Genomic DNA, 17,980 nt, shown 5'->3' on the forward strand with positions numbered 1-17,980 from the left:
GCCCGCAACACGGCACCCCCTTCCGGCCACGCCCGCAACACCGGGGTCCCTTCCGACCACGCCCGCAGCACGGCCATGTGGACCCACCTCGGCGCCCTGCTCCTGGACGTCGGCGGCCTGCTCACCTGCGGCGTCAGCTCGCTCCTGCTCTGGATCCCGCCCCTGGTCATCCTGAACGGCCCCAGCGGCGCAGACCCCTTCGTCCGGCGTCACGCCCGCCAGTCGCTCAACCTCGCCTTCACCGAGCTCATCGCGGCCGCCGTCATCGCCATGGCCGTCTCCACCACCGGAGGAATCGGCGTCCTGCTCGCCATCCCCCTCGCCCTGGTCATCTGGATCGCGGCGACCGTCTTCCGCATCCTCGCCGCCACCACCGCCAACCGCGGACTGCCGTACCACTGCCCCGTCGCCATCCCGTTCCTGCGATGAAACCAGGGCGGCCCAGTTCCATCGATGGCGCCAAGGAGCCAAAGGGGCTCGCTGGTAGGGTTCAGCGCATGTCTGGCGCTTCCAGCTCGGCCGCTTGCGCGGCAGTGACCAGGACGTCCCGCTAGCGGCGGGACGTTCGAGTCACAGGACCATCCACCTGAGACGTCCAGCCGCTTCGTGATCAATCCGGGGCGGCACTTCAGTGCTGCTCAGAAGCCTTTCTGAGCAACGGAGCACTTTGATGCTTTCAGGCATTCATTCTTCACACGGGCAAAGCCCGTCTCCGACGCGCGCATGGCTCGTGTTGTGCGCGATGTCGATGCTGCAGTTCCTCATCGCGGTCGACGTGACCGTGGTCAACATCGCCTTGCCCTCGATCGGCGCGGACCTCGGCGTCGGTGGCCACTCTCTGACCTGGATCGTGGTCGGCTACACCATCACCGGCGGCGGGCTGCTGATGCTCGGCGGCCGCCTTGGCGATCTGCTGGGTCGCCGTCGCGTGCTACTGGCCGGAACCACTCTGTTCGGCGCAGCGTCCCTGTTGGCGGGGCTGGCCCCCTCGTTCGCGGTCCTGGTGATGGCGCGTCTCCTGCAGGGCGCCGGTGAGGCCATCGCCCTGCCGGCCGCGATGGCCACCATCGTGTTGCTGTTCCCCGAGGGACCGCGCAGGTCACGGGCCCTGAGCGTATGGGCCGCGGTAGCCAGTTGCGGGCTGGTGCTCGGTTTCGTCCTGTCGGGAATCATCACCGCCCACCTGGGCTGGCGATGGATCTTCCTGATCTCGGTGCCGTTCATCCTGGTCGTGATCACGGCCGCCCTCGTCCTCGTCGAGGCCGACCGACCCGCTCCGCGCGGATCAGTCCGGCTGGACCTCCCAGGCGCGCTTCTGCTGACCTCGTGCCCGCTGCTGTTCACCTACGGCGTGGTCGAGGCCGGCGAACCCGGCACGAGCTACTGGGTGAGTCTGGCGGCGCTGGCCGGCGCGGTACTGGCTGGTGCCGGGTTCGTACGTGTCGAAGCCCGCTCGCCGAATCCGCTGGTGCCGCTGAGCTTCTTCGCCAACCGCGCTCGCGTGACCGCGAACCTGACGACGATGCTGCTCAGCGGGGCGCTGTCGACCTCGTTCCTGCTGTTCACGTTCTACCTGCAGGACCACCTCCGGATCGGCCCGTTGGGAGCCGGATTCACGATGCTGCCACTGGCCGTCGCGCTGGTCGTAGCCTCCATGCTCGTGCCCCGGCTGCTCGGCAGGTGGGGAGCACGCGCGTGTGTCCTGGCCGGCCTCGGCTTCGCTGCGGGCGCGATGACCGCGATCGCACTCGTCGCCGCCCTCGATGCCGGAGCGCCCTGGCTGATCCCTGCGATGCTGCTGATCGCCGCCGGGATGGGCTTCGGTCTCGTAGGGCTGCAGTACATCGCGGTCAGCGGCGTGACCGACGAGGACGCCGGAATCGCCTCAGGGGTCCAGCGAGCAGCCGACCAACTCGGCGGTGCCGGCGGCGTAGCGGTCTATGTGGGGATCGGGTTCGCTCCCGCCGTGCATTCTGCAGACCCGTTCCTGATCGCCACGGTGCTCGCCGTCGCCGGACTGATCATCGGCGCCCTGGTCATTCAGCGCGCACCGGCCGCCGCGGAAGTGCACGGACAAGCCGAGTAGGGCTCGCACGCCGCCACGTACCGCCATCTTCAGCGGGCGTGGCGGCTCAGCGGCGCGTGCCGTTCCGGCGGGTGGTCGCAGGAGGAGGACCGTCTCCAACTCGCGTGCTTCAGATACTCCAGTACGTCGGCCACGCCGATGCCGGCGTCACGTCGGCAGGGCGGCCTTCAGCAGCGGGGAATTCGCCGTGGGATCGTGCCCGGCCGCGAAGAGGTCACGCGTTTCCCGGGATGAGATAACGCGTATGCGGAGTTCGCAGCCATTCGGCACTGATCTCCTCTCCCGTGACTCGCCCGATGATGACGAGGCTCGTCGTGACCATCTGCGCGATGGGGCAGCCTTGAGTCCCCGGAATCTCCCAGTCCGGCTCCGGCTCAAGCCCTTCGCCATAGGCGGCGAGGATGGCAGGAATCATCGTCATGGAGGAATTCGCCATGACCTCCCCGTCCTGCGCGTAATAAATGCGGTATCCGGTGCCGCCTCTCCAACTGACGCCTACGGCCCGGCCTCCGTCCCGCGACAGGGATTCCAAGGCCCAGGGCTCCACTACATCCGACCACTGAATCTGCAGCGTCAACGTCCACGCACCGCGCTCAGCGAACTCGCCGACGAGCAGAATGCCGTCGTAGTCGCCAGGTATGTTCTCGCCGTCGAATCCCACAGAGAGATCAGCGAGCGTCACCTCGGTCGCGCTGTCGGGATCGGCGCCGAGCCGGCGGGCGACCTCGCCTACGCCGGCTCCTTCGCTCCACACGGCCGCTAATCCGTCAGCGATCGCCGGCCAGTGTGATTCGAGCAGGTCGTACAGATGCTGCCGTGAACTCATCGGCACCGCGTCCTTTCTTACACACGAAAAAGCCACCACACCGGACCGCCCTTGATCATTTCATGAGCCTGCTGAAAGGATCAGGAGCCGGAGGACGATTATGGCTTTGACATCTTTAGGACCGGCGTACAACCGGCTGTGGTTGGCGACGGCGTTGTCCAACCTCGGCGACGGAATTCGCATGGCGGCCCTGCCGTTGTTGGCGACCGCCATGAGTTCCGATCCCGTCGTGGTGGCCGGCGTGGCCATCGCCGGGCAGAGCCCGTGGTTGATGTTCGGGTTGTTCGCCGGAGCCATCGTCGACCGTTACGATCAGCGTCGCCGCCGCCGGCCGGGCTGCGCGCCGCCCTCGCCGACCCGGCGGTACGGCGCGAGCTGGCCTGGGTGGTCGCCCACGCCTCCGCCGGGCTGTTGCTGGGCATGGTCGCCCTCAGCCTCCCGATCCACGCGGTGCAGGACGCGACCTTCGCGTTGTGGTGGTGGCTGTTGCCGCCGGAGGAGGCCGCGACTGCGGCGTACGGCATGTGGGAGGTCAGGGACACCTCCGGCGCCCTCGCCGTCGCCGCGCTGGCCCCGATCGAGATCGCCCTCACCCTGCTCCTCGCACCCAGGATGGCCAGGCTGCAGGCCTGGTCCGGCCGGCGCCTCCTGCGCCCCGGCTCCGACGCCGACCTGAGCCTGCGCGTCGCGCAGCTGACCGCGACGCGCGCCGCCGTGCTCGACGCACACGCCGCCGAACTGCGCCGCATCGAACGCTCGCTGCACGACGGCACGCAGAACCGGCTCGTCGCCGTCAACGTGCTGCTCGGGGCGGCGATACGGGCGCTGGAACGCGATCCCGGCACCGCCAAGGCGTCACTGGAACGGGCGCAGAGCGCCGCCGAGCAGGCGCTCAGTGAGCTCCGGGGCGTCGTACGCTCCATCCTGCCGCCCGTCCTGACCGACAAGAGCCTCGCCGACGCGCTCGCCGGCCTGGCCGCGACCTGCCCGGTGCCGTGCAGGATCGACGCCGACCTGCCGATCAGGGCCGCCGCCTCCGTCGAGGCCACCGCCTACTTCGTGGTGGCCGAGGCGCTCACCAACATCGCCAAGCACAGTGGCGCCCGGCACGCCGTCGTCAGCGTACGCCGCCTCGATGACCGGCTGCTCCTGGAGGTCATGGACGACGGACAGGGCGGGGCGGACGAGAGCGGATCCGGGATCGTCGGCATCCGCCGGCGGGTCGAGGCGCACGACGGGTCGTTCACGATGACCAGTCCCGCCGGCGGGCCGACCACCCTCAACGTGACTTTGCCCTTTGAAATGTAGGGATCAGGCGCTCTCGAGGTACTGCAGCACGGCGGCCACCCGCCGATGGGTGCCGTCGGCGGGCGCCAGGTCGAGCTTGGCGAAGATGTTGCGGATGTGCTTGTGGACCGCGCCGTCGCTGACGACGAGCCGCTCGGCGATGGCGGAGTTGTCCAGCCCCTCCGCCATCAGGGCCAGCACGTCGCGCTCGCGCGGGCTGAGCCGTTCCAGCCGGTCGTCGGGCCGGCTGCGGGTCAGGAGCTGCGCGACCACCTCGGGGTCGATGGCGGTGCCGCCCGCCGCCAACCGGTGCAGCGCGGTCAGGAACTCCTGCACCCGGCCGACCCGCTCCTTGAGCAGGTAACCGAGGCGGGAGCTGCCGTAGGCGAGCAGGTCGGTGGCGAACGCCTGCTCGACGTAGGCCGACAACACGAGCACGGCCAGCCCGGGCAGCCGCCGCCGCGCCTCGACGGCCGCCACGATCCCCTCGTTGGTGTGGGTCGGCGGCATGCGTACGTCCACGATGGCGACATCCGGCCGGTGCGCGTCCACGGCCTCGAGAAAGGCGTCGGCATCAGGCGCGGTGGCCACCACGTCGAGCCCCTCAGCCCGCAGCAACAGCGCCAGCCCCTCGCGCAGCAGAGGATCGTCCTCAGCGATCACAATCCGCACGAAAGCCTCACCTCCACGATCGCCGCCCCACCGTCCGGGCCCGACACCACGAACACACCGTCAAGCGCTTCGGTACGCCGACACCCGGGGCATCACGCAGGAATCGATGATCCACGGGCCCCAGCAGAACAACCCCCGCCCACTCGGCCACCTCCACGCCCCCAGACCCTAGGGCCAACAGCGGGGAAATGTCGTGAGATCGACGACCGAAAAGGCACAGCAAGCTGCTACCTATAGGTGAGCGGCTCACCTCCGCCCTGTGGGACGCGCTTGAAGATCAAGAGGCCCTCCCTCAGACTCCGAGAGAGGGCCTCCTCGCTACACGCTCGATTCCTTGAGGATCTGGGAGATGCGCTGGTGGGACAGGCGCATTGCGCTACCCACGTCGCGGGTGGTCCACCCTTGGGCGGTGAGCAGACGAGCGGCATGGCGGACGGCATCGCGCTCGGCCTGCTCGGCGAGGACACGCGCCTGGCGTGCCTCGACGACAGCCGCGAGCGCGGCTTTGGCCTCAGAGTCGGCGGGAGCAACGTGAACGCCGATCACTTCGGGCTCGTCCCGGAGAGCGTCGAAGATCAGCTGGCAGACATTGCGCTTGACATCTGCCCAGCTCGTGCCCTGGGACTGGACGATGCGCCCGCCAGGTAGTTCGGCGGTGGCGGCCCACTGCTTTCCGGTACGTGTGGCGGTGGCGAAGTATGTGACGGCTTCGGCGACGTCGTCGTCGCTTGGGGGGACGAGGTCGGGCTGGTGGAAGATCAAGTCGTGGTTCATCAGCTCCATGATCTTCAACCTAGACACCACAGCACCTACCGTCTAGAACGGTAGCCAAAATTCGTCTAGCCGACTTGCCGGAGCTGAACAGCGGCGCCCTGAGTGACGACGACGGCATGGAGATAATGGCTAGCGACTCGGGCAAGAGGAACGGCAACATTCATAGATGCGAGTCACCATCGTGATGTCACGGTATGGCGGTATCTATGAGCCGGGCGTTTGGGTCGCCTTCCCGATGAACCCGGATGAGCTACCACCCGACTGGTACGGCGGGGATGTCGAGTGCGCCCACTTCTTCGCGGAGCGCAAGGGAGAGATCGGAGGCGGCGACACTCCTCAGGACGCGTACTAGGACCTCCTGAACAATATGCAGCACAGGCAACGTGCTCGGATGGCAAAGAACAACAATATGGCCTGCAGTAGACGGGTGTGAACATCCGCGTCGTACAGCAGGTTCTCGGCCACACCCGTGTGACGACCACCCGAGCGCTACGCTCACGCATCCACACCGCCGATGCGCGATGCGGGGGAACGGCTGGCCTTCGCTCTCTGAGGAAGTCCTCAGCCGTTGTACTCCGCCCGTCGGAAGATCAGAAAGTCGGCCCGATGCGGGCGAACGGCTCCTCTCCGCCCTCTGGAATCCGTAGCGGTTGCGACCATGACACCTCGGCGGTCGTCGTTCGCCGTGCTGCTCTTCTCTGCGAGAACAGGGTGGGTCGGGATCAAGCCTGATCTACAGGGACCGGTCCCAGGGGGTCGGGAGTGATGCCGGGCCGGAAGGTGTGCTTGAAGTCGGGGCACTCCACGAGCGGCTCGTACGTGCAGGTCGAGGCGTGGCGGAGGCCGTCGCGCATGCGGATCAGGCGGGCGATGTCCTCCTCCAGCGCCTCGGCCTTGCGCATCATGCGGGTGCGTAGCTCCAGGTCGCCGGGGGTTGCTCGCAGGAATCCGGCGATCTCGGCGATGGTGAACCCGGCGCCGCGTGCGCAGGTGATGAAAGCAAGGTGATCGAGGACCTCTGGGTGGTAGGTCCGGCGCAACCCGTTGCGGCCCGCCGAGGCGACGAGGCCCCGCTTCTCATAGAACCGCAGCGCCGACGCCGCCAATCCGGAGCGCTCGGCCACCTCTGCGATGTCCAGCAGCTGCTCGCCCACAATGCCTCCTTGACTTGAACCATGCTTCAACTAGCAGGCTAGCCGCCATGCAGATCCATCACCTCAACTGCGGGTCCATACGGCAGCTCGAAGCCACCTACCCGGGCCCGCCCTCCGCGCGCGCCGTCAACCACTGCCTGCTGGTCGAGACCGGCTCCGAAGGACTGGTCCTCATCGAAACCGGTCTCGGCCTGGACGATGTACGCAACCCCGGCCACACCCTCGGCGCCGACTGGGTCGAGATGGCCCAGCCCGTGCTGGACGAGCAGGAAACCGCCATTCGCCAGATCGCCCGGCTCGGGTACAACCCCGGCGATGTACGCCACATCATCGTGACGCACCTCGATGTGGACCACTGCGGTGGCCTGCCGGACTTCCCCGCCGCCCAGGTCCACGTCATGGCGGCCGAACTCGATGCCGCGACCGGTCAGGCGCCCAGCTTCCGCTACCGCCCGGCCCATTGGGCGCACCACCCGAACTGGGTGACCTATTCCACCGGCTCCGGCGAGGACTGGTTCGGCTTCGCCTCCCTGCAGCCCCAGGGCCTTCCGCCGCAGATCCGCCTGGTCCCGCTCGGCGGCCACACCGCCGGCCACACCGGCGTGGCGGTCCACGACGGCGACCGCTGGCTCCTGCACTGCGGTGACGCCTACTACTACCATCGGGAACTCGATGACGACCCCCACCCACACCCGCTCCTGGACCTAGTGCAAACCAGCTCAGAAGTTCACCACGATCTCAGACTCGGCACTCAGGCTCGGCTACGCGAACTCCTCCGCCGCCACGGCGACCAGGTGTCGATCTTCAGCGCCCACGACCCCTGGGAACTCCATCACTACCTTCATCCCGGGCAACCCATGGTGCTGCAGTAGATTCACAGGACCACCGCCAACCGGATCTGTTGCCTGAGACGAAGCGTCACCACCAGAGCAACGCTTGATCACGTGGCCTGATCCCTGCCACTGGGCCTACGGACTAGGCGAATCGACGCATGCGGCGCAGCGGTCAGCCCCGTTTCCGGGTGAGCCAGGATTCGTTCCTCACCCTGGCTCTTCGATCACCCCCGACCACGACTGACATCTGCCACCCTGTGGCGATCACCATGTTGCATTGCGGAGGCGGCGCGACCAGAGGCCGGCGGGTGGCGCAGGTGCGGCGCGGCGGGCGTGCGATAACGGCACAGAGTCCTGCGCGCCCCGGGACCGGCCCCAGGCCGCAGCCCGGCGCGCGCCGGCAGGCGCAGGGCCGACACCTCTTACATGACGATGCTGGACAAGGGCCTATGCGGGGAAACCACCGGCCTCCGCCCCTGGGAAATCCGCAGCCGTGGCAGCTATGACGCCTCGGAAGATCAGAAAGGCCCTCTCCCCGTACTCGGGAAGAGGGCCTTTCGCCTGCGGAGGATCGGGGATTTGAACCCCGGATGGCCGGTAAGACCAAACCGCATTAGCAGCTCGGAGCTCGACCGTTCCGATCGGCTCCACCTGGACCAACGCGCTTGACTGGTCCATCTGGAACGGCATGGGATAGCAGTGAACCGCAACCCGAACTGCAACCCGGCCCAAGGGCGTCAACCGTCGTAGTCTTCGAACTCCCACTCTCCGACCCGGCCAATCTTCTCGGCGAGTTCAGTCCACGTCGGAGCCTCCAGCACTGCTATCTGGTCGCTCAGCCACTTGGCCACCTCGGCGGGACGCAGCTCGGGTACAAAGAGCCAATGGCGGCCGATGGAAAAGGGATGCCGTCGCAGTTGATCGGCGAGGGCCGATGGGTTGAGACGGTGAGCTGGAACCGTTCCTCGCCCGGCTCTCCCTGGGGCCGACGTACATCTCCAGCAGCTCACAGGCATAGGCAGAGTAGTCGATGCTTCGTTCGAGTTCGAGTTCGAGGTCTGGCCGTCGGAAGGCCGGCACTTGCGCTCTCATCGCCCAATGATCGCGCGCAACAGGGTGAAGCTATGAGCGGGGCTGCCAGCTTGGGAAACCTCCCGAGAACACAAACTTTGAACTTGGAGAACGTTGAACTGAGCCTACGGCGGTTGAGCCACCACGGATCCCCGCTTGCACCCGCTGATCGCCGATCTAACGGGCACGGCTCCCTACGTAGCAGCGCGGCAGCGTTCTCTGGCCACACCGATAGCAATGCCACACAGCAGGAGTATTACGTGGAGCCTCCTGGTCTGGCCCACTCGTCCATGGCCTCCGTGGTGCTTGCCAGCACCTGTTCGACGAGCTCGTTCAAATTGGCGAGGTCTTTGCAGGAGGGAAAGTAGACCGGCGCAAGGCCAAACACCGGGTCATTGAGGTCGACCTTCGATAGGTCGATGCGTGAGTCAAGGTTGTAATGCATCAGGGTGTTACGGAAAGGCTTGGCACTTCGATCCATTATCGTCTGCGCGGCAGATGTGTCGAGAATTTCCTGCAGGACCCGGGTCGACCGAGGCGTAAGCGAGTACCTCTCGTCGAGGCGCAGGATTTGCAGACTCCCAAGAACCTGATAAAGGGTCAGGAACCTGATTTTAAACTCCGTATAATCATATTTTCCATTAGCGTCAGGCGATGGGATGACTGCGTTTACGAAGTTAGCCATGCAACGAAACACCGTTAGAAGAGCGTTGAGATCCTGACTACCAGGGCCATCGAAACCTCGGCTGTAATATTCGGCGGAACGAACGTCGTCGCCAATCCTACCCATTTGCCGTGGGTCGATCTGACTAAAGAATGTACCCCCGCCCTCGGCAGGAATCTGAGCGCCCAGCCATCCAAAGTAACGGCCGTACTGCTGGGAAAATGCCCTCATCTCTTGACCCGTCATTGCCAGCGTGTCACGTGGCGACAGGCCGAGATGGAAGTTTGCGGCGTGAGTCGTCGAAATAAGTCGCGTAGCGTAAGAAAACAGGCCGAGGTCGGTCTCGAGGAATCGGAACAGCCGTGGCGTATTACCAGTGAAATGCTCAGTGTGCGTCGCAAGGATCTCGTCGCGGAAGTAGTCGAGCTGCCCGTCAATGCCACGTTTGGTGTCCTCGAAAAGCTTCAGACTGTGGCGGGAACGCGCCACGATCTCCTTGAAGTCAGCTGACACATGCGCCGCAATCATCGGGTCAGTCTTGGCTAGCTTCGCATACGACTCGTGAACAAAAAGTGCGATGTACGGCATCACGCAGAGGGAGAATAGTCCGACGCATTCAGCGCGACTAGGGTGACGGAAGTCAGCAGCTAGTCGACCAACCCAGGCCGTGTCGTTCGCTATGCCCTGCTGGATGACCCTCTGCCGAATATCCACGGACTCCAGTGTAGGCCTTTGGGTTGTCCCGCTATGCCAACTTCAAATCGCTCGCGATAGCAACTAGTACCAATGCCCTTGCCAGCCCAGCTACCGGCGGCCGGGGCCGGCCCCATGTGCCCGGCCGCCAGCGGGCGACGGACCGCGAGGGGGCGCGGAGCACCACGCCGATGCACCCGCAACTCAGAGGCCATCAGTCACGGTGCCCGGTGGGGCAGGGCTGAGGAACGAAGCCCTGGACCTCCGATCGTCCCCGGCCACGTACGACGTCCAGCCATGCAGTGGCGATCGTAAGGGCTGCATCTGTGCGGCGGCGTGGCAACCCCGGCCGGTGGGTTCGGTTCGTACGGCGGGGTCGGCGTGCGGTGGCCGGCCCGGTGTCCCGCCGCCGTTCGGGACCGGCCCCCAGGCCGCACGCCCGGACGGCGGGCGGGCGGAGGGCCGGGGGGGTACGGCGGTGCGGCGCGCCGCCGCTTGATCCTTACTAGGGCTATTCGGCAGTGATCTGGATACGCCTTTTCGAGCCGCATTCAACTCACGTGCCCTTCCGACGACGAACCTTCGCGAAAAAGGACGCATCTAAGGCACCGCCTCAACAATTCCAGATTTCAAATAATAAGCAATGCAGTGACAGCCCACACCACTCGCCCATACCTGCGCTTCTCTATCACTGATTCCATGGCGCCGGTGTTCTTCCAAGGCTGATGGCATAGGCGGTCACCTCGCTACGAAGCTGGTCATATATAATCCCGGACAAATGCATCAGAAAATGCATGTCCAGCCTTACTTCCGCTGAAGACAGGGAAACCCCTGCTCCACTATGAGCAATCGAATTCCGGGCTCTCACGATTCGGGCTAGTTCTTCACGAGGACTACGAATCACTCGCCCAGGCAGTCCGGGAATTTCTGGAGCGGCAAAGGTAGACGAAAATTCCTGATTAATCCTTTTCCATGGATCCTTGATACCGACAAGCCTCAAAAGATCTTTGACTGTATCAGGCCCCGGATTTCCTCCTGTATCAATTGCGTGGTCACTCCAAATGCGATCCGCAACATAGTGCCGTGCGATCATCAATGTCTCGGCCAGTCGAACAGAATTATCTCTGCTGACTCCATGTCTCTTATTCTGCAGGGCGACATTTATGTTCTGCTGAACGATATGCAATTGGAGTTCTTCAGGCAATTCGCTAAGGAGAATCTGCGGACTTGAGCTAGCATATTGATCTAGAGCATATGTCACGACATCCCGCAAAAATTCCTCGAATCGTGCACACAGTAAGACAACAGCCCCGGAGACGAACGGTTGGTAGGTTATTGACTGTCTGAAGTAAGTGAGTGACGGATCTCTGTCGACAACTGCGTCGGCTACGCTTAGTAATTCAGCAACGTCCTTAAGCTGATGTGTGAACTTCTTCCGAGGCATGCCTCACTGCCCCAGCGCTCTGCGAATCACGTCTCGAATTCTAGCTACCCTATGTTTGAGCGCGGCAGGAGAGTTCATCGTTGCAGGGGACATCGAACTAGCGAAATCGAAATTCCTGAACATGTCTCGCAGCCCTTCTTGTATTGCTTGTGCATGCCCAGCTATATCTTCATAATCAAAGTCTTTTACTGCTAGCATCTGCGCTTCATACACAGCGAGCGAGATTTGCGTCGACTCCCTTTCCGCAACTGTATTCCATCGACGAAAAAGCAAGGGGCCGAAGGCAAGGATAGCTTTATCTAGAGCATCGAGGAACTCTTGCCTCATATTGGTCAGTTCCACCGCGCTGAGATAACTATTGTCGCGCATGTATTCAGTGAGTGAATTGGAGGCCGAGGCCAGCGGGTACATCCCGTGTTCTCGCAAAACAAAGAATCTTAGGACCAACTCGGCATCTCTCATTTCCCGCCACATAGCGGAGCTATGACTCTTTGCACCTATCCCGAGCGCTTCACGGAACTTTGGATGTTCGGATAGTTCCATGATGAGATCATCCAGCGGTCCACGGTAGATACCGTGCCGCAGTTCCTGAGCGTTCAGCGCCACGCCTCCCGCGTTCAACCGATGAAACAGCTCGTATTGAATTGTCGGGTCCGAGGCGTTCAAAATTATCACCGCCCGAACGCCGGCCCTGCTTATGAGTGATCGCTGTAGAATAGGATCCAACTGCCCAAATGTTAGCCCTTCGGCTTCATAGAAAACACTCAAGTTACGCAGCGCATATTCGCCTTTCGCGAACTCATATATCGCTGCTAGCCTCTGTTTTCCATCGATAATTTGAAACGTATAATCCCCTTCTTCATTGAGATAGACTGGAGGTATAGGAATAGACAGCAGAAGAGACTCTACGAGCCGAGATTTGCGGCCTATGTCCCAGCGGTCACGCCTCTGATAAGGCGTATTCAAGTCGAGATTCCTCTCGTCCACGAGCCGCACGATTGAGTCAACCGTGTAATCGATTACGTTCGTGAAGATCTCTCTACGCGCTTGCTCCCATCTCCTTCTCACTACCTGCTTTTCCTCCGCCGACCGGGAGTCCGAATCCAACTCCTCGGCGGTCTCCTCAATATCTCGCTCATTCTCGCGACTCATGTTGTACCTCCGTCGTATCTTCCGATTTGATCCAGAAGTGGGTATTCAGCGTTCACTATTCGGAAATAGCTGTACGGGCGAGCAGAGCTCAAGCTACTCTGAAAACCGCTTCAAGGCATCATACCGAGGTACATGTATTGGGAGAAGGTGTAGTATCGAATAAGTGGCCCGGTGTTTGTTCTAACGAGCCTCATCCTGAGGGCCAGATACCGGCTACCTTCAGGGGCTACGCCGCGTGCTCTCAGGGAAACCATGTACGCCGCATGGTCAAGGCGGTAACTTCACCGTGTGGGTAGTGACGCTGAGCTGACGCGCTGGGTTGTGCATGGGGAGCGGCTGGTCTATGACAACCGCTGGATCCGACTGGGGCTCGCCGATGTCGAAATTCCGGGTGGGGAGCGGTTCGAGCATCACGTGGTGCATCTGGATCGGGCGGCGATCACGGTTGTGCTGGACGAGCAAGACCGCGTGTTGCTGATGTGGCGGCATCGGTTCGTGTTCGATCGGTGGGGGTGGGAGCTTCCTGGTGGGTTGGTTGAGAATGGTGAGGATCCGATCGTGACCGCCGCCCGGGAGGTCGAGGAGGAGACTGGGTATCGGCCGAAAAATGTTCGGCATCTGGTGAGCTATCAGCCGATGGCTGGCATGGTGGATGCGGAGCACCTGCTGTTCGTGGCGCGTGGGGCCGAGCTGGTGGGCAAGCCTGAGGGTGAGGTGGAGGCCGACCGGATCGAGTGGGTTCCCATGGCGGAGATTCCCGGGATGATTGCTCGCGGGGACATCTGGACGTCTGGGACGTTGATTGGGTTGCTTCAGGCTCAGGTGTGGCTCAGCGGCCGAGGGCGTGGTTGACGGCTTTCGAGAGGTCGTCGATGCGGCGGCGTTGTCTGCGGCTTCCAGTCATGATGGCGAGCTGCTGGGCACGCTGGATGTGGGGCTGGGCGGCTTCGGGGTCGCCGGCGGCCAGCAGAGCGTGGGCGAGGTCGCAGCGGACGCCGGATTCGGCTCTGTTGTAGGTGCCGTCCATGCCAGCCAGGGCTGAGCGGAGGTCTTCGGCGGTGTCGGGGTCTCCGAAGCGTACGAGGCAGTTGCCGCGCCAGCGGGCCATGTGGTGGGCGTTGATGGATAGGTACGGCATGTCCGGGTCTGCATCGCCCTCGGGGAGTAGGGCGGTGGCCTGGTCGAGAGCGGCGCGGCAGGTGATCTGGTCGCCGAGGACGGCCGCGGCCTCTGCCTCAGCTGCCGACAGCCAGGTACGGAGGCGGGCCGGCGCTTTGGCGCGGTGCTGGTTGTGGATGTGTTGGAGGAGTTCGGTGGCTTCGGCGGGGCGGCCGACTTCCATGAGGACGTATGCCTGTTCGCCGGAGACGTAGGCCAGCAGGGCCGGGTCGTCGGCTTCGAGTGCGGCGGCCTTGGCGCGTTCGTAGTGGGTCCAGGCGTCGTTCAGCGCCAGGGTGTTGATGGCCTGCCATCCTGCGAGTGACGCGGTCTCGGCCAGCAGGTGTGCCAGTTGGGCGCGGAGGCCGGGGCGTATGGCGTGGCGGTGGGCGCGTTCGATCTGGGCCATCTGGGCGTGCATCTTGTCGGCGATGGCCGGGCCTCCGAGGCGGCGGTCCAGCAGGCGCAGGTTGTTGGTGTCGGTACGCAGGATCATGACCGTCGTGGCGTCGACCACTGCGGCGGCGTCCAGGCGGTTGATGAGTTCGGTGGTCTGCTCCTCATGCTCGTCGTCGTGGTCACCGGTGGGTGAGGCGATGTCGAGCGGGGCCAGGCCGAGGATCATGCGGGCGTGGTCGGGCAGGCGGAGGCCGGCGGCGATGCGTTCGATGACGGCGAGTTCTTTGATCGTGCCGTTGCCGCGCAGGATGGCGTTGACGCGAGGCTGGCCGAGGCCGGTGGCGGTGCCGATACGGACCTGGCTGGCGCCGTATTTCACCGCAAGACCGAAAAGTCCGGCAATGTCGCGTTCTCTGAGAATGCGCCGTGTCTGTTCCTGTTCCCAGACGACGGCGGGTAGCTCAATGGGGTCGAACGCGCCATTTTGCATTGCTGACCTCCGGATTCTTCCTGCCCGGATAGTGCATTGCCGTGTGGCGGAGCCTATATCCCATCGTCGTATATCAGCGTGGGATAGGTAAGAAAAACATCGGCAATCATGCTGTCCGGCATGACAACGCCAGTCAGATGCACAGAGTGCGAGGGACGGGGCTGGAAGATCGTCACCCGGCGCGGCCACGTGACGGCTTCGGGGCTGGGCCTGGCGGCATCCGCCCAAGAGGACTGCCTGCATTGTGCGGGGCCGACCGAGACGCCGCAGGAGCGCTTCGAGTGGGAGGTGCGGATCCCCTCCGAGCAGGGCGACGCCCTGGGACCGTGCGGGTCCTCCCTGTTCCAGGCCACCGCCATGGATGAGCTGCGCAAGGCGATGCGGAACATGCCGGTCGGCACCCCTGTCCGAGGCAGCATCGTGCACAAGGTCTTTGACTTCGGCGCAAGTTCGGACGGTTGGTCAAGTCGCCAAATCTTCCGGGCGTATCTGGACCCGGCGGGTTCCGTGCTATTCGAGCGGACCGCGCCATGAACGCGCCCACGCTGATCCATACCGATTCCTGCCGGTCGGCCACGCTGCTTCAGCAAGCTTTGCGGCACGACGGAATCGACGCCGATGTTCACGACGGTTACGGCCTGGCATTGGTGTCGGTCTGGGTCAGCCTAGTGGTGTGGTGCGATGGCGAGCGCTTTTGGTGGCGCACCGGGTGGAATGCCGAGCGCCGACGGAACATCTACGCCTGGCACCCGACGACTGATCCGTACCGGGCGGCTCGACGCATCGTCATGCGGTACGAGGAGTTGCGCGCCCAGCAGGACGCCGAGAGGCGCCCACCTCAGCCGCATACGGCGGAGCCTCAATGAGCAAGGCATGGAGCCGCGTCGGGTGCCAGGCGACGATCGTGAGGATGGACCATAGCCCCGCTTCCACGTGCGCCCATCGATCCAAGCTGATCGGCTGCGAAGGGCTGGTGGTGGCGGTGCTGCGCAACGGTGGCGCCGCTCTCCTGAGGCTTGACAACAACGAGTACGACCTCCCCCACGGTGTACGGCGTTGGGTCGTGGCCTGGGATGACCTTGAGCTGCACAAGCCGGTAGGTGCGTCCAAGCCCCCGGCGTACGTAGTCGGCTTTTCGAAGAAGCGCCGCGTCCTGAAGTATCACGCGGTCGCGCCGGGAACGAAGGTCGCCATTTGTTCTGCGCCGGTCAAGCCGCTGCCCTTCTGCGGCTGGTCGCTGGCTTTCTCCCCTACGACTCCCCGTGCGTGCTCGGAATGCCTCGCGCTCCTCACGGAGGGGACAGTGCCCGCACCCTGAAGGGGCCTGACAAGCACATCCTCAGCCGGTACTGTGCTTGTGCGGACGAGCGGAAGAGTGGTTGAGATGAGCATGGACTTCGCGCCACCGAAATACGCCCAGGTGATGCGGGCCATTCAGGACCGTATCGAGTCGGGCGAGTACGGCCCCGGCGACATGCTGCCGTCTGAGACCCAGCTCGTCCGAGAGTTGGGCGTCGGTCGGACCACGGTCGTGCGCGCCCTTCAGACGCTGGCCATGCAGGGCTGGATCGAGCGCGAGCACGGACGCGGCTCGTTCGTGAAGGGCCGTCCGGAGAGCGCGGCCGAGCGGGTACGCCCCAGCCAGGCGACCACCGAGCAGGGCGAGAGCGCTGATGCGGTGGTGGAGGCCGGCCGTGTTCCAGCTCCACGCCATGTGGCGCGGCTGCTGGGCGTCGCCGAGGAAACGCCGGTAATCATGCGTCGACGCCTGGCCCGGCAGGCGGACGTGATCTCGGCGGTAGAGACATTCTGGGTGCCGCTAGAACACGCCATCGGCACCGACCTGGACAAGCCCCAGCCGCTACGGCGCGGCATCCGCCAGCACCTCCAGGCCGTCAAGCACCTGCGCTTCGACCACATCACCGAACGAGTCAGCGCACGCACGCCCACCCCGGACGAAGCCGACCTACTCGGGTCGTCCAACCCCGTCCTCGGCGTGCTGGCCACCGTGCACGACCCGGCCGGCAACGTGCTGATGGTGGTCAGCCTGGCCCTGCCGGGGAGCCTGCACGTCCTCGAAGATGTCTTCAAGGTGAGCTAACTCTTACCCGCCACTTACTACTCATCCACTTGTGCGGATGAGTTTCGCTCACTTACTCTCAACTCATGCGGACAAGTGGATGAGCGAACGAAGGGCTCTCCACCGCTATCGAGAGGAACCACATGGCCATTCAAGGACCCATCCCCGTCACCTACGCCATGGTCTTCCCGCACGGCTGCTACATCGTCGGCGAGGTCGAGCCCGTCAAGGACTTCGACGCCTCCGCCGGCGGCCGGTTCGTGCAGGCCCGCGACAAGCAGACCGCCGAACTGGTCTGGCAGGTCGCGGTCATGGACGGTGACCCGACCCTCAAGCCCGCCCAGAAGACCCTGGCAGTCAAGATCCTCGCTCCGGTCCAGCCGACTCCGCCGCAGTCCATGCCGGGGCTGCCGTTCACGCCGGTCGAGTTCGACGGCATCACCGTCACCCCGTACGTCAACGCGGCCGGACGTCTCGCGTACTCGATCAAGGCCCGCGAGATGCGCCCGCCCCGCCACACCCAGGTCAAGGCTCCGGCCGGAAAGGACGCCGCCTGATGACCCGACGCCGTACCCCACGCACGAGCGTGATCCGGCTGACCACCGGGCACGCCGCCCGCACCCTCAACCATCCGTACGCCCAGTGTGAGCCCGTTCTGGCGCTCGACTTCGGCGCCACCTCGGTGCTGGTCACCACGAGCGGACCCGTTACAGACGAGGACCTGGAGTTCGCGCGCCAGCTCGCCCGCGAGGCTTACCGCTTCGCCCGCTCCCTAGAGCGCACCTACTCCGGAACCCCGGGGGCGGTGGCATGAGCGAGCACCGGCCCTACACCTACGTCACCTTGTCCATGCGACCCGACACTGAGCCACACGTCAGCGTCTCCTTCCACACCGCGCGCCTCAAGGTGCGTTCTGGACTCCTGCTCAGCAACCCGCGCCCCTACCTGGACTTCACCTCGCACGAGGCGAACGTGCACATCTCCACCACCGGAGCCGGGCCGGTCACCGACGACGACCTGACCATCGCCCGCGAGATCTTCAACGCCGCCGCTCGCTACCTGGCCGACTGCGAGCAGCTCCACGCCGAACAGGCCAACAAGGACGCCAGCGACACGGCGGCCTGACCTCATGAGGCGGGGCCGCTGGAAGCGGCAACTTCCGGCGGCCCCTCGGTTCTCCCCTGACTCCACATCACG

The 17,980-nt window shown here is 64.4% G+C and carries 22 protein-coding genes and 1 pseudogene; 14 read left to right on the forward strand and 9 right to left on the reverse strand.

Going from position 1 to position 17,980, the window contains the following annotated elements:
* Both C1J01_RS20355 and C1J01_RS20360 read left to right on the forward strand, forming a co-directional pair.
* The coding region (locus C1J01_RS20355) for a DUF4870 domain-containing protein (protein ID WP_111180573.1) at positions 1 to 429 on the forward strand (429 nt) is incomplete at its 5' end.
* A gap of 313 nt (positions 430 to 742) precedes the next feature.
* A complete protein-coding gene (locus C1J01_RS20360) occupies positions 743 to 2,086 on the forward strand; it encodes an MFS transporter (RefSeq protein WP_111180574.1) in 1,344 nt (447 codons plus the stop codon).
* Positions 2,087 to 2,300: 214 nt separating this feature from the next.
* Here the strand turns inward: C1J01_RS20360 and C1J01_RS20365 are convergent, their stop codons facing one another.
* Positions 2,301 to 2,912: a hypothetical protein gene (locus C1J01_RS20365; RefSeq protein WP_111180575.1), complete on the reverse strand. Its 612-nt coding sequence runs from the start codon at positions 2,910 to 2,912 to the stop codon at positions 2,301 to 2,303.
* Between the two features lie 181 nt (positions 2,913 to 3,093).
* Between C1J01_RS20365 and C1J01_RS53775 the strand changes: the two are divergent.
* Together C1J01_RS53775 and C1J01_RS20370 are read left to right on the forward strand one after the other, a co-directional pair.
* A pseudogene (locus C1J01_RS53775) lies at positions 3,094 to 3,174 on the forward strand (hypothetical protein); the annotation flags it as partial.
* 2 nt (positions 3,175 to 3,176) lie between these two features.
* Positions 3,177 to 4,220, forward strand: a complete 1,044-nt coding sequence (locus C1J01_RS20370; protein ID WP_235854557.1) for a sensor histidine kinase — start codon at positions 3,177 to 3,179, stop codon at positions 4,218 to 4,220.
* A 3-nt stretch (positions 4,221 to 4,223) separates the two neighbouring features.
* On the opposite strand, the gene C1J01_RS20375 is transcribed toward C1J01_RS20370, so the two are convergent.
* Together C1J01_RS20375 and C1J01_RS20380 are read right to left on the reverse strand one after the other, a co-directional pair.
* On the reverse strand, positions 4,224 to 4,871 hold the full coding sequence (locus C1J01_RS20375) for a response regulator (protein WP_111180577.1): 648 nt from the start codon (positions 4,869 to 4,871) through the stop codon (positions 4,224 to 4,226).
* A gap of 318 nt (positions 4,872 to 5,189) precedes the next feature.
* The gene (locus C1J01_RS20380) at positions 5,190 to 5,663 is read right to left on the reverse strand and encodes a hypothetical protein (protein WP_181448870.1); all 474 of its coding nucleotides are present in this window, start codon (positions 5,661 to 5,663) and stop codon (positions 5,190 to 5,192) included.
* Positions 5,664 to 5,811: 148 nt separating this feature from the next.
* Between C1J01_RS20380 and C1J01_RS20385 the strand changes: the two genes are divergently transcribed.
* Entirely contained in the window at positions 5,812 to 5,997 is a 186-nt protein-coding gene (locus C1J01_RS20385; protein ID WP_111180579.1) for a hypothetical protein, read from the forward strand.
* A gap of 370 nt (positions 5,998 to 6,367) precedes the next feature.
* Here C1J01_RS20385 and C1J01_RS20390 read toward each other — a convergent pair whose 3' ends face one another.
* Positions 6,368 to 6,799: a MerR family transcriptional regulator gene (locus C1J01_RS20390; protein WP_111180580.1), complete on the reverse strand. Its 432-nt coding sequence runs from the start codon at positions 6,797 to 6,799 to the stop codon at positions 6,368 to 6,370.
* Between the two features lie 47 nt (positions 6,800 to 6,846).
* Between C1J01_RS20390 and C1J01_RS20395 the strand changes: the two genes are divergently transcribed.
* Positions 6,847 to 7,671 carry an MBL fold metallo-hydrolase gene (locus C1J01_RS20395; RefSeq protein WP_111180581.1) on the forward strand — a complete coding sequence of 275 codons (825 nt, stop codon included), beginning with the start codon at positions 6,847 to 6,849 and terminating at the stop codon, positions 7,669 to 7,671.
* A gap of 698 nt (positions 7,672 to 8,369) precedes the next feature.
* Here the strand turns inward: C1J01_RS20395 and C1J01_RS53780 are convergent.
* The 4 genes from C1J01_RS53780 to C1J01_RS20410 all read right to left on the reverse strand — a co-directional run bounded on the left by C1J01_RS53780 (position 8,370) and on the right by C1J01_RS20410 (position 12,656).
* Positions 8,370 to 8,648 (reverse strand): Imm8 family immunity protein, encoded by a 279-nt coding sequence (locus C1J01_RS53780; RefSeq protein WP_111180582.1) that lies wholly within the window; start codon positions 8,646 to 8,648, stop codon positions 8,370 to 8,372.
* Between the two features lie 311 nt (positions 8,649 to 8,959).
* On the reverse strand, positions 8,960 to 10,081 hold the full coding sequence (locus tag C1J01_RS20405) for a hypothetical protein (RefSeq protein WP_146615667.1): 1,122 nt from the start codon (positions 10,079 to 10,081) through the stop codon (positions 8,960 to 8,962).
* 667 nt (positions 10,082 to 10,748) lie between these two features.
* Positions 10,749 to 11,504 (reverse strand): HEPN domain-containing protein, encoded by a 756-nt coding sequence (locus C1J01_RS49190; protein WP_181448872.1) that lies wholly within the window; start codon positions 11,502 to 11,504, stop codon positions 10,749 to 10,751.
* Between the two features lie 3 nt (positions 11,505 to 11,507).
* On the reverse strand, positions 11,508 to 12,656 hold the full coding sequence (locus C1J01_RS20410; RefSeq protein ID WP_111180584.1) for a DUF262 domain-containing protein: 1,149 nt from the start codon (positions 12,654 to 12,656) through the stop codon (positions 11,508 to 11,510).
* Positions 12,657 to 12,944: 288 nt separating this feature from the next.
* On the opposite strand from C1J01_RS20410, the gene C1J01_RS20415 reads away from it, so the two are divergent.
* Complete coding sequence (locus tag C1J01_RS20415) at positions 12,945 to 13,508, forward strand: NUDIX hydrolase (protein WP_111180585.1); 564 nt, start codon at positions 12,945 to 12,947, stop codon at positions 13,506 to 13,508.
* On the opposite strand, the gene C1J01_RS20420 is transcribed toward C1J01_RS20415, so the two are convergent.
* Entirely contained in the window at positions 13,486 to 14,703 is a 1,218-nt protein-coding gene (locus tag C1J01_RS20420) for an NsdA family TPR-like regulatory protein (protein WP_111180586.1), read from the reverse strand. The two genes, C1J01_RS20415 and C1J01_RS20420, sit on opposite strands and share 23 nt — an antisense overlap.
* A 108-nt stretch (positions 14,704 to 14,811) precedes the next feature.
* Between C1J01_RS20420 and C1J01_RS20425 the strand changes: the two genes are divergently transcribed.
* From C1J01_RS20425 to C1J01_RS20450, 7 genes are all read left to right on the forward strand, one after another.
* The gene (locus C1J01_RS20425; RefSeq protein WP_235854558.1) at positions 14,812 to 15,237 is read left to right on the forward strand and encodes a hypothetical protein; all 426 of its coding nucleotides are present in this window, start codon (positions 14,812 to 14,814) and stop codon (positions 15,235 to 15,237) included.
* Positions 15,234 to 15,569 carry a hypothetical protein gene (locus tag C1J01_RS20430; RefSeq protein ID WP_111180588.1) on the forward strand — a complete coding sequence of 112 codons (336 nt, stop codon included), beginning with the start codon at positions 15,234 to 15,236 and terminating at the stop codon, positions 15,567 to 15,569. Before C1J01_RS20425 ends, C1J01_RS20430 begins: the two co-directional genes overlap by 4 nt.
* Entirely contained in the window at positions 15,566 to 16,021 is a 456-nt protein-coding gene (locus C1J01_RS49195; protein ID WP_146615669.1) for a hypothetical protein, read from the forward strand. The genes C1J01_RS20430 and C1J01_RS49195 overlap by 4 nt, the downstream gene beginning before the upstream one ends.
* A 66-nt stretch (positions 16,022 to 16,087) precedes the next feature.
* Positions 16,088 to 16,804, forward strand: coding sequence for a GntR family transcriptional regulator (locus C1J01_RS20435; RefSeq protein ID WP_111180606.1), 717 nt, complete (start codon positions 16,088 to 16,090; stop codon positions 16,802 to 16,804).
* Between the two features lie 122 nt (positions 16,805 to 16,926).
* Positions 16,927 to 17,340: a plasmid replication, integration and excision activator gene (locus C1J01_RS20440; RefSeq protein ID WP_111180589.1), complete on the forward strand. Its 414-nt coding sequence runs from the start codon at positions 16,927 to 16,929 to the stop codon at positions 17,338 to 17,340.
* Entirely contained in the window at positions 17,340 to 17,597 is a 258-nt protein-coding gene (locus C1J01_RS20445; RefSeq protein WP_146615670.1) for a hypothetical protein, read from the forward strand. Before C1J01_RS20440 ends, C1J01_RS20445 begins: the two co-directional genes overlap by 1 nt.
* Positions 17,594 to 17,908 (forward strand): hypothetical protein, encoded by a 315-nt coding sequence (locus tag C1J01_RS20450; RefSeq protein WP_111180591.1) that lies wholly within the window; start codon positions 17,594 to 17,596, stop codon positions 17,906 to 17,908. The genes C1J01_RS20445 and C1J01_RS20450 overlap by 4 nt, the downstream gene beginning before the upstream one ends.
* The last annotated feature ends 72 nt before the right edge of the window (positions 17,909 to 17,980 follow it).

This window comes from Nonomuraea aridisoli (genome assembly GCF_003236395.1).
Lineage (GTDB): Bacteria > Actinomycetota > Actinomycetes > Streptosporangiales > Streptosporangiaceae > Nonomuraea > Nonomuraea aridisoli.

Bases quoted from the DNA above. Each gene is read 5' to 3' on its own strand.
- C1J01_RS20385 (WP_111180579.1), top strand. From the start codon at position 5,812: ATGCGAGTCACCATCGTGATGTCACGGTATGGCGGTATCTATGAGCCG.
- C1J01_RS20360 (WP_111180574.1), top strand. From the start codon at position 743: ATGTCGATGCTGCAGTTCCTCATCGCGGTCGACGTGACCGTGGTCAAC.
- C1J01_RS53780 (WP_111180582.1), bottom strand. From the start codon at position 8,648: ATGCCTGTGAGCTGCTGGAGATGTACGTCGGCCCCAGGGAGAGCCGGG.
- C1J01_RS20435 (WP_111180606.1), top strand. From the start codon at position 16,088: ATGAGCATGGACTTCGCGCCACCGAAATACGCCCAGGTGATGCGGGCC.
- C1J01_RS20420 (WP_111180586.1), bottom strand. From the start codon at position 14,703: ATGCAAAATGGCGCGTTCGACCCCATTGAGCTACCCGCCGTCGTCTGG.
- C1J01_RS49195 (WP_146615669.1), top strand. From the start codon at position 15,566: ATGAGCAAGGCATGGAGCCGCGTCGGGTGCCAGGCGACGATCGTGAGG.
- C1J01_RS49190 (WP_181448872.1), bottom strand. From the start codon at position 11,504: ATGCCTCGGAAGAAGTTCACACATCAGCTTAAGGACGTTGCTGAATTA.
- C1J01_RS20440 (WP_111180589.1), top strand. From the start codon at position 16,927: ATGGCCATTCAAGGACCCATCCCCGTCACCTACGCCATGGTCTTCCCG.
- C1J01_RS20410 (WP_111180584.1), bottom strand. From the start codon at position 12,656: ATGAGTCGCGAGAATGAGCGAGATATTGAGGAGACCGCCGAGGAGTTG.
- C1J01_RS20395 (WP_111180581.1), top strand. From the start codon at position 6,847: ATGCAGATCCATCACCTCAACTGCGGGTCCATACGGCAGCTCGAAGCC.
- C1J01_RS20425 (WP_235854558.1), top strand. From the start codon at position 14,812: ATGCTGTCCGGCATGACAACGCCAGTCAGATGCACAGAGTGCGAGGGA.
- C1J01_RS20430 (WP_111180588.1), top strand. From the start codon at position 15,234: ATGAACGCGCCCACGCTGATCCATACCGATTCCTGCCGGTCGGCCACG.
- C1J01_RS20450 (WP_111180591.1), top strand. From the start codon at position 17,594: ATGAGCGAGCACCGGCCCTACACCTACGTCACCTTGTCCATGCGACCC.
- C1J01_RS20445 (WP_146615670.1), top strand. From the start codon at position 17,340: ATGACCCGACGCCGTACCCCACGCACGAGCGTGATCCGGCTGACCACC.
- C1J01_RS20365 (WP_111180575.1), bottom strand. From the start codon at position 2,912: ATGAGTTCACGGCAGCATCTGTACGACCTGCTCGAATCACACTGGCCG.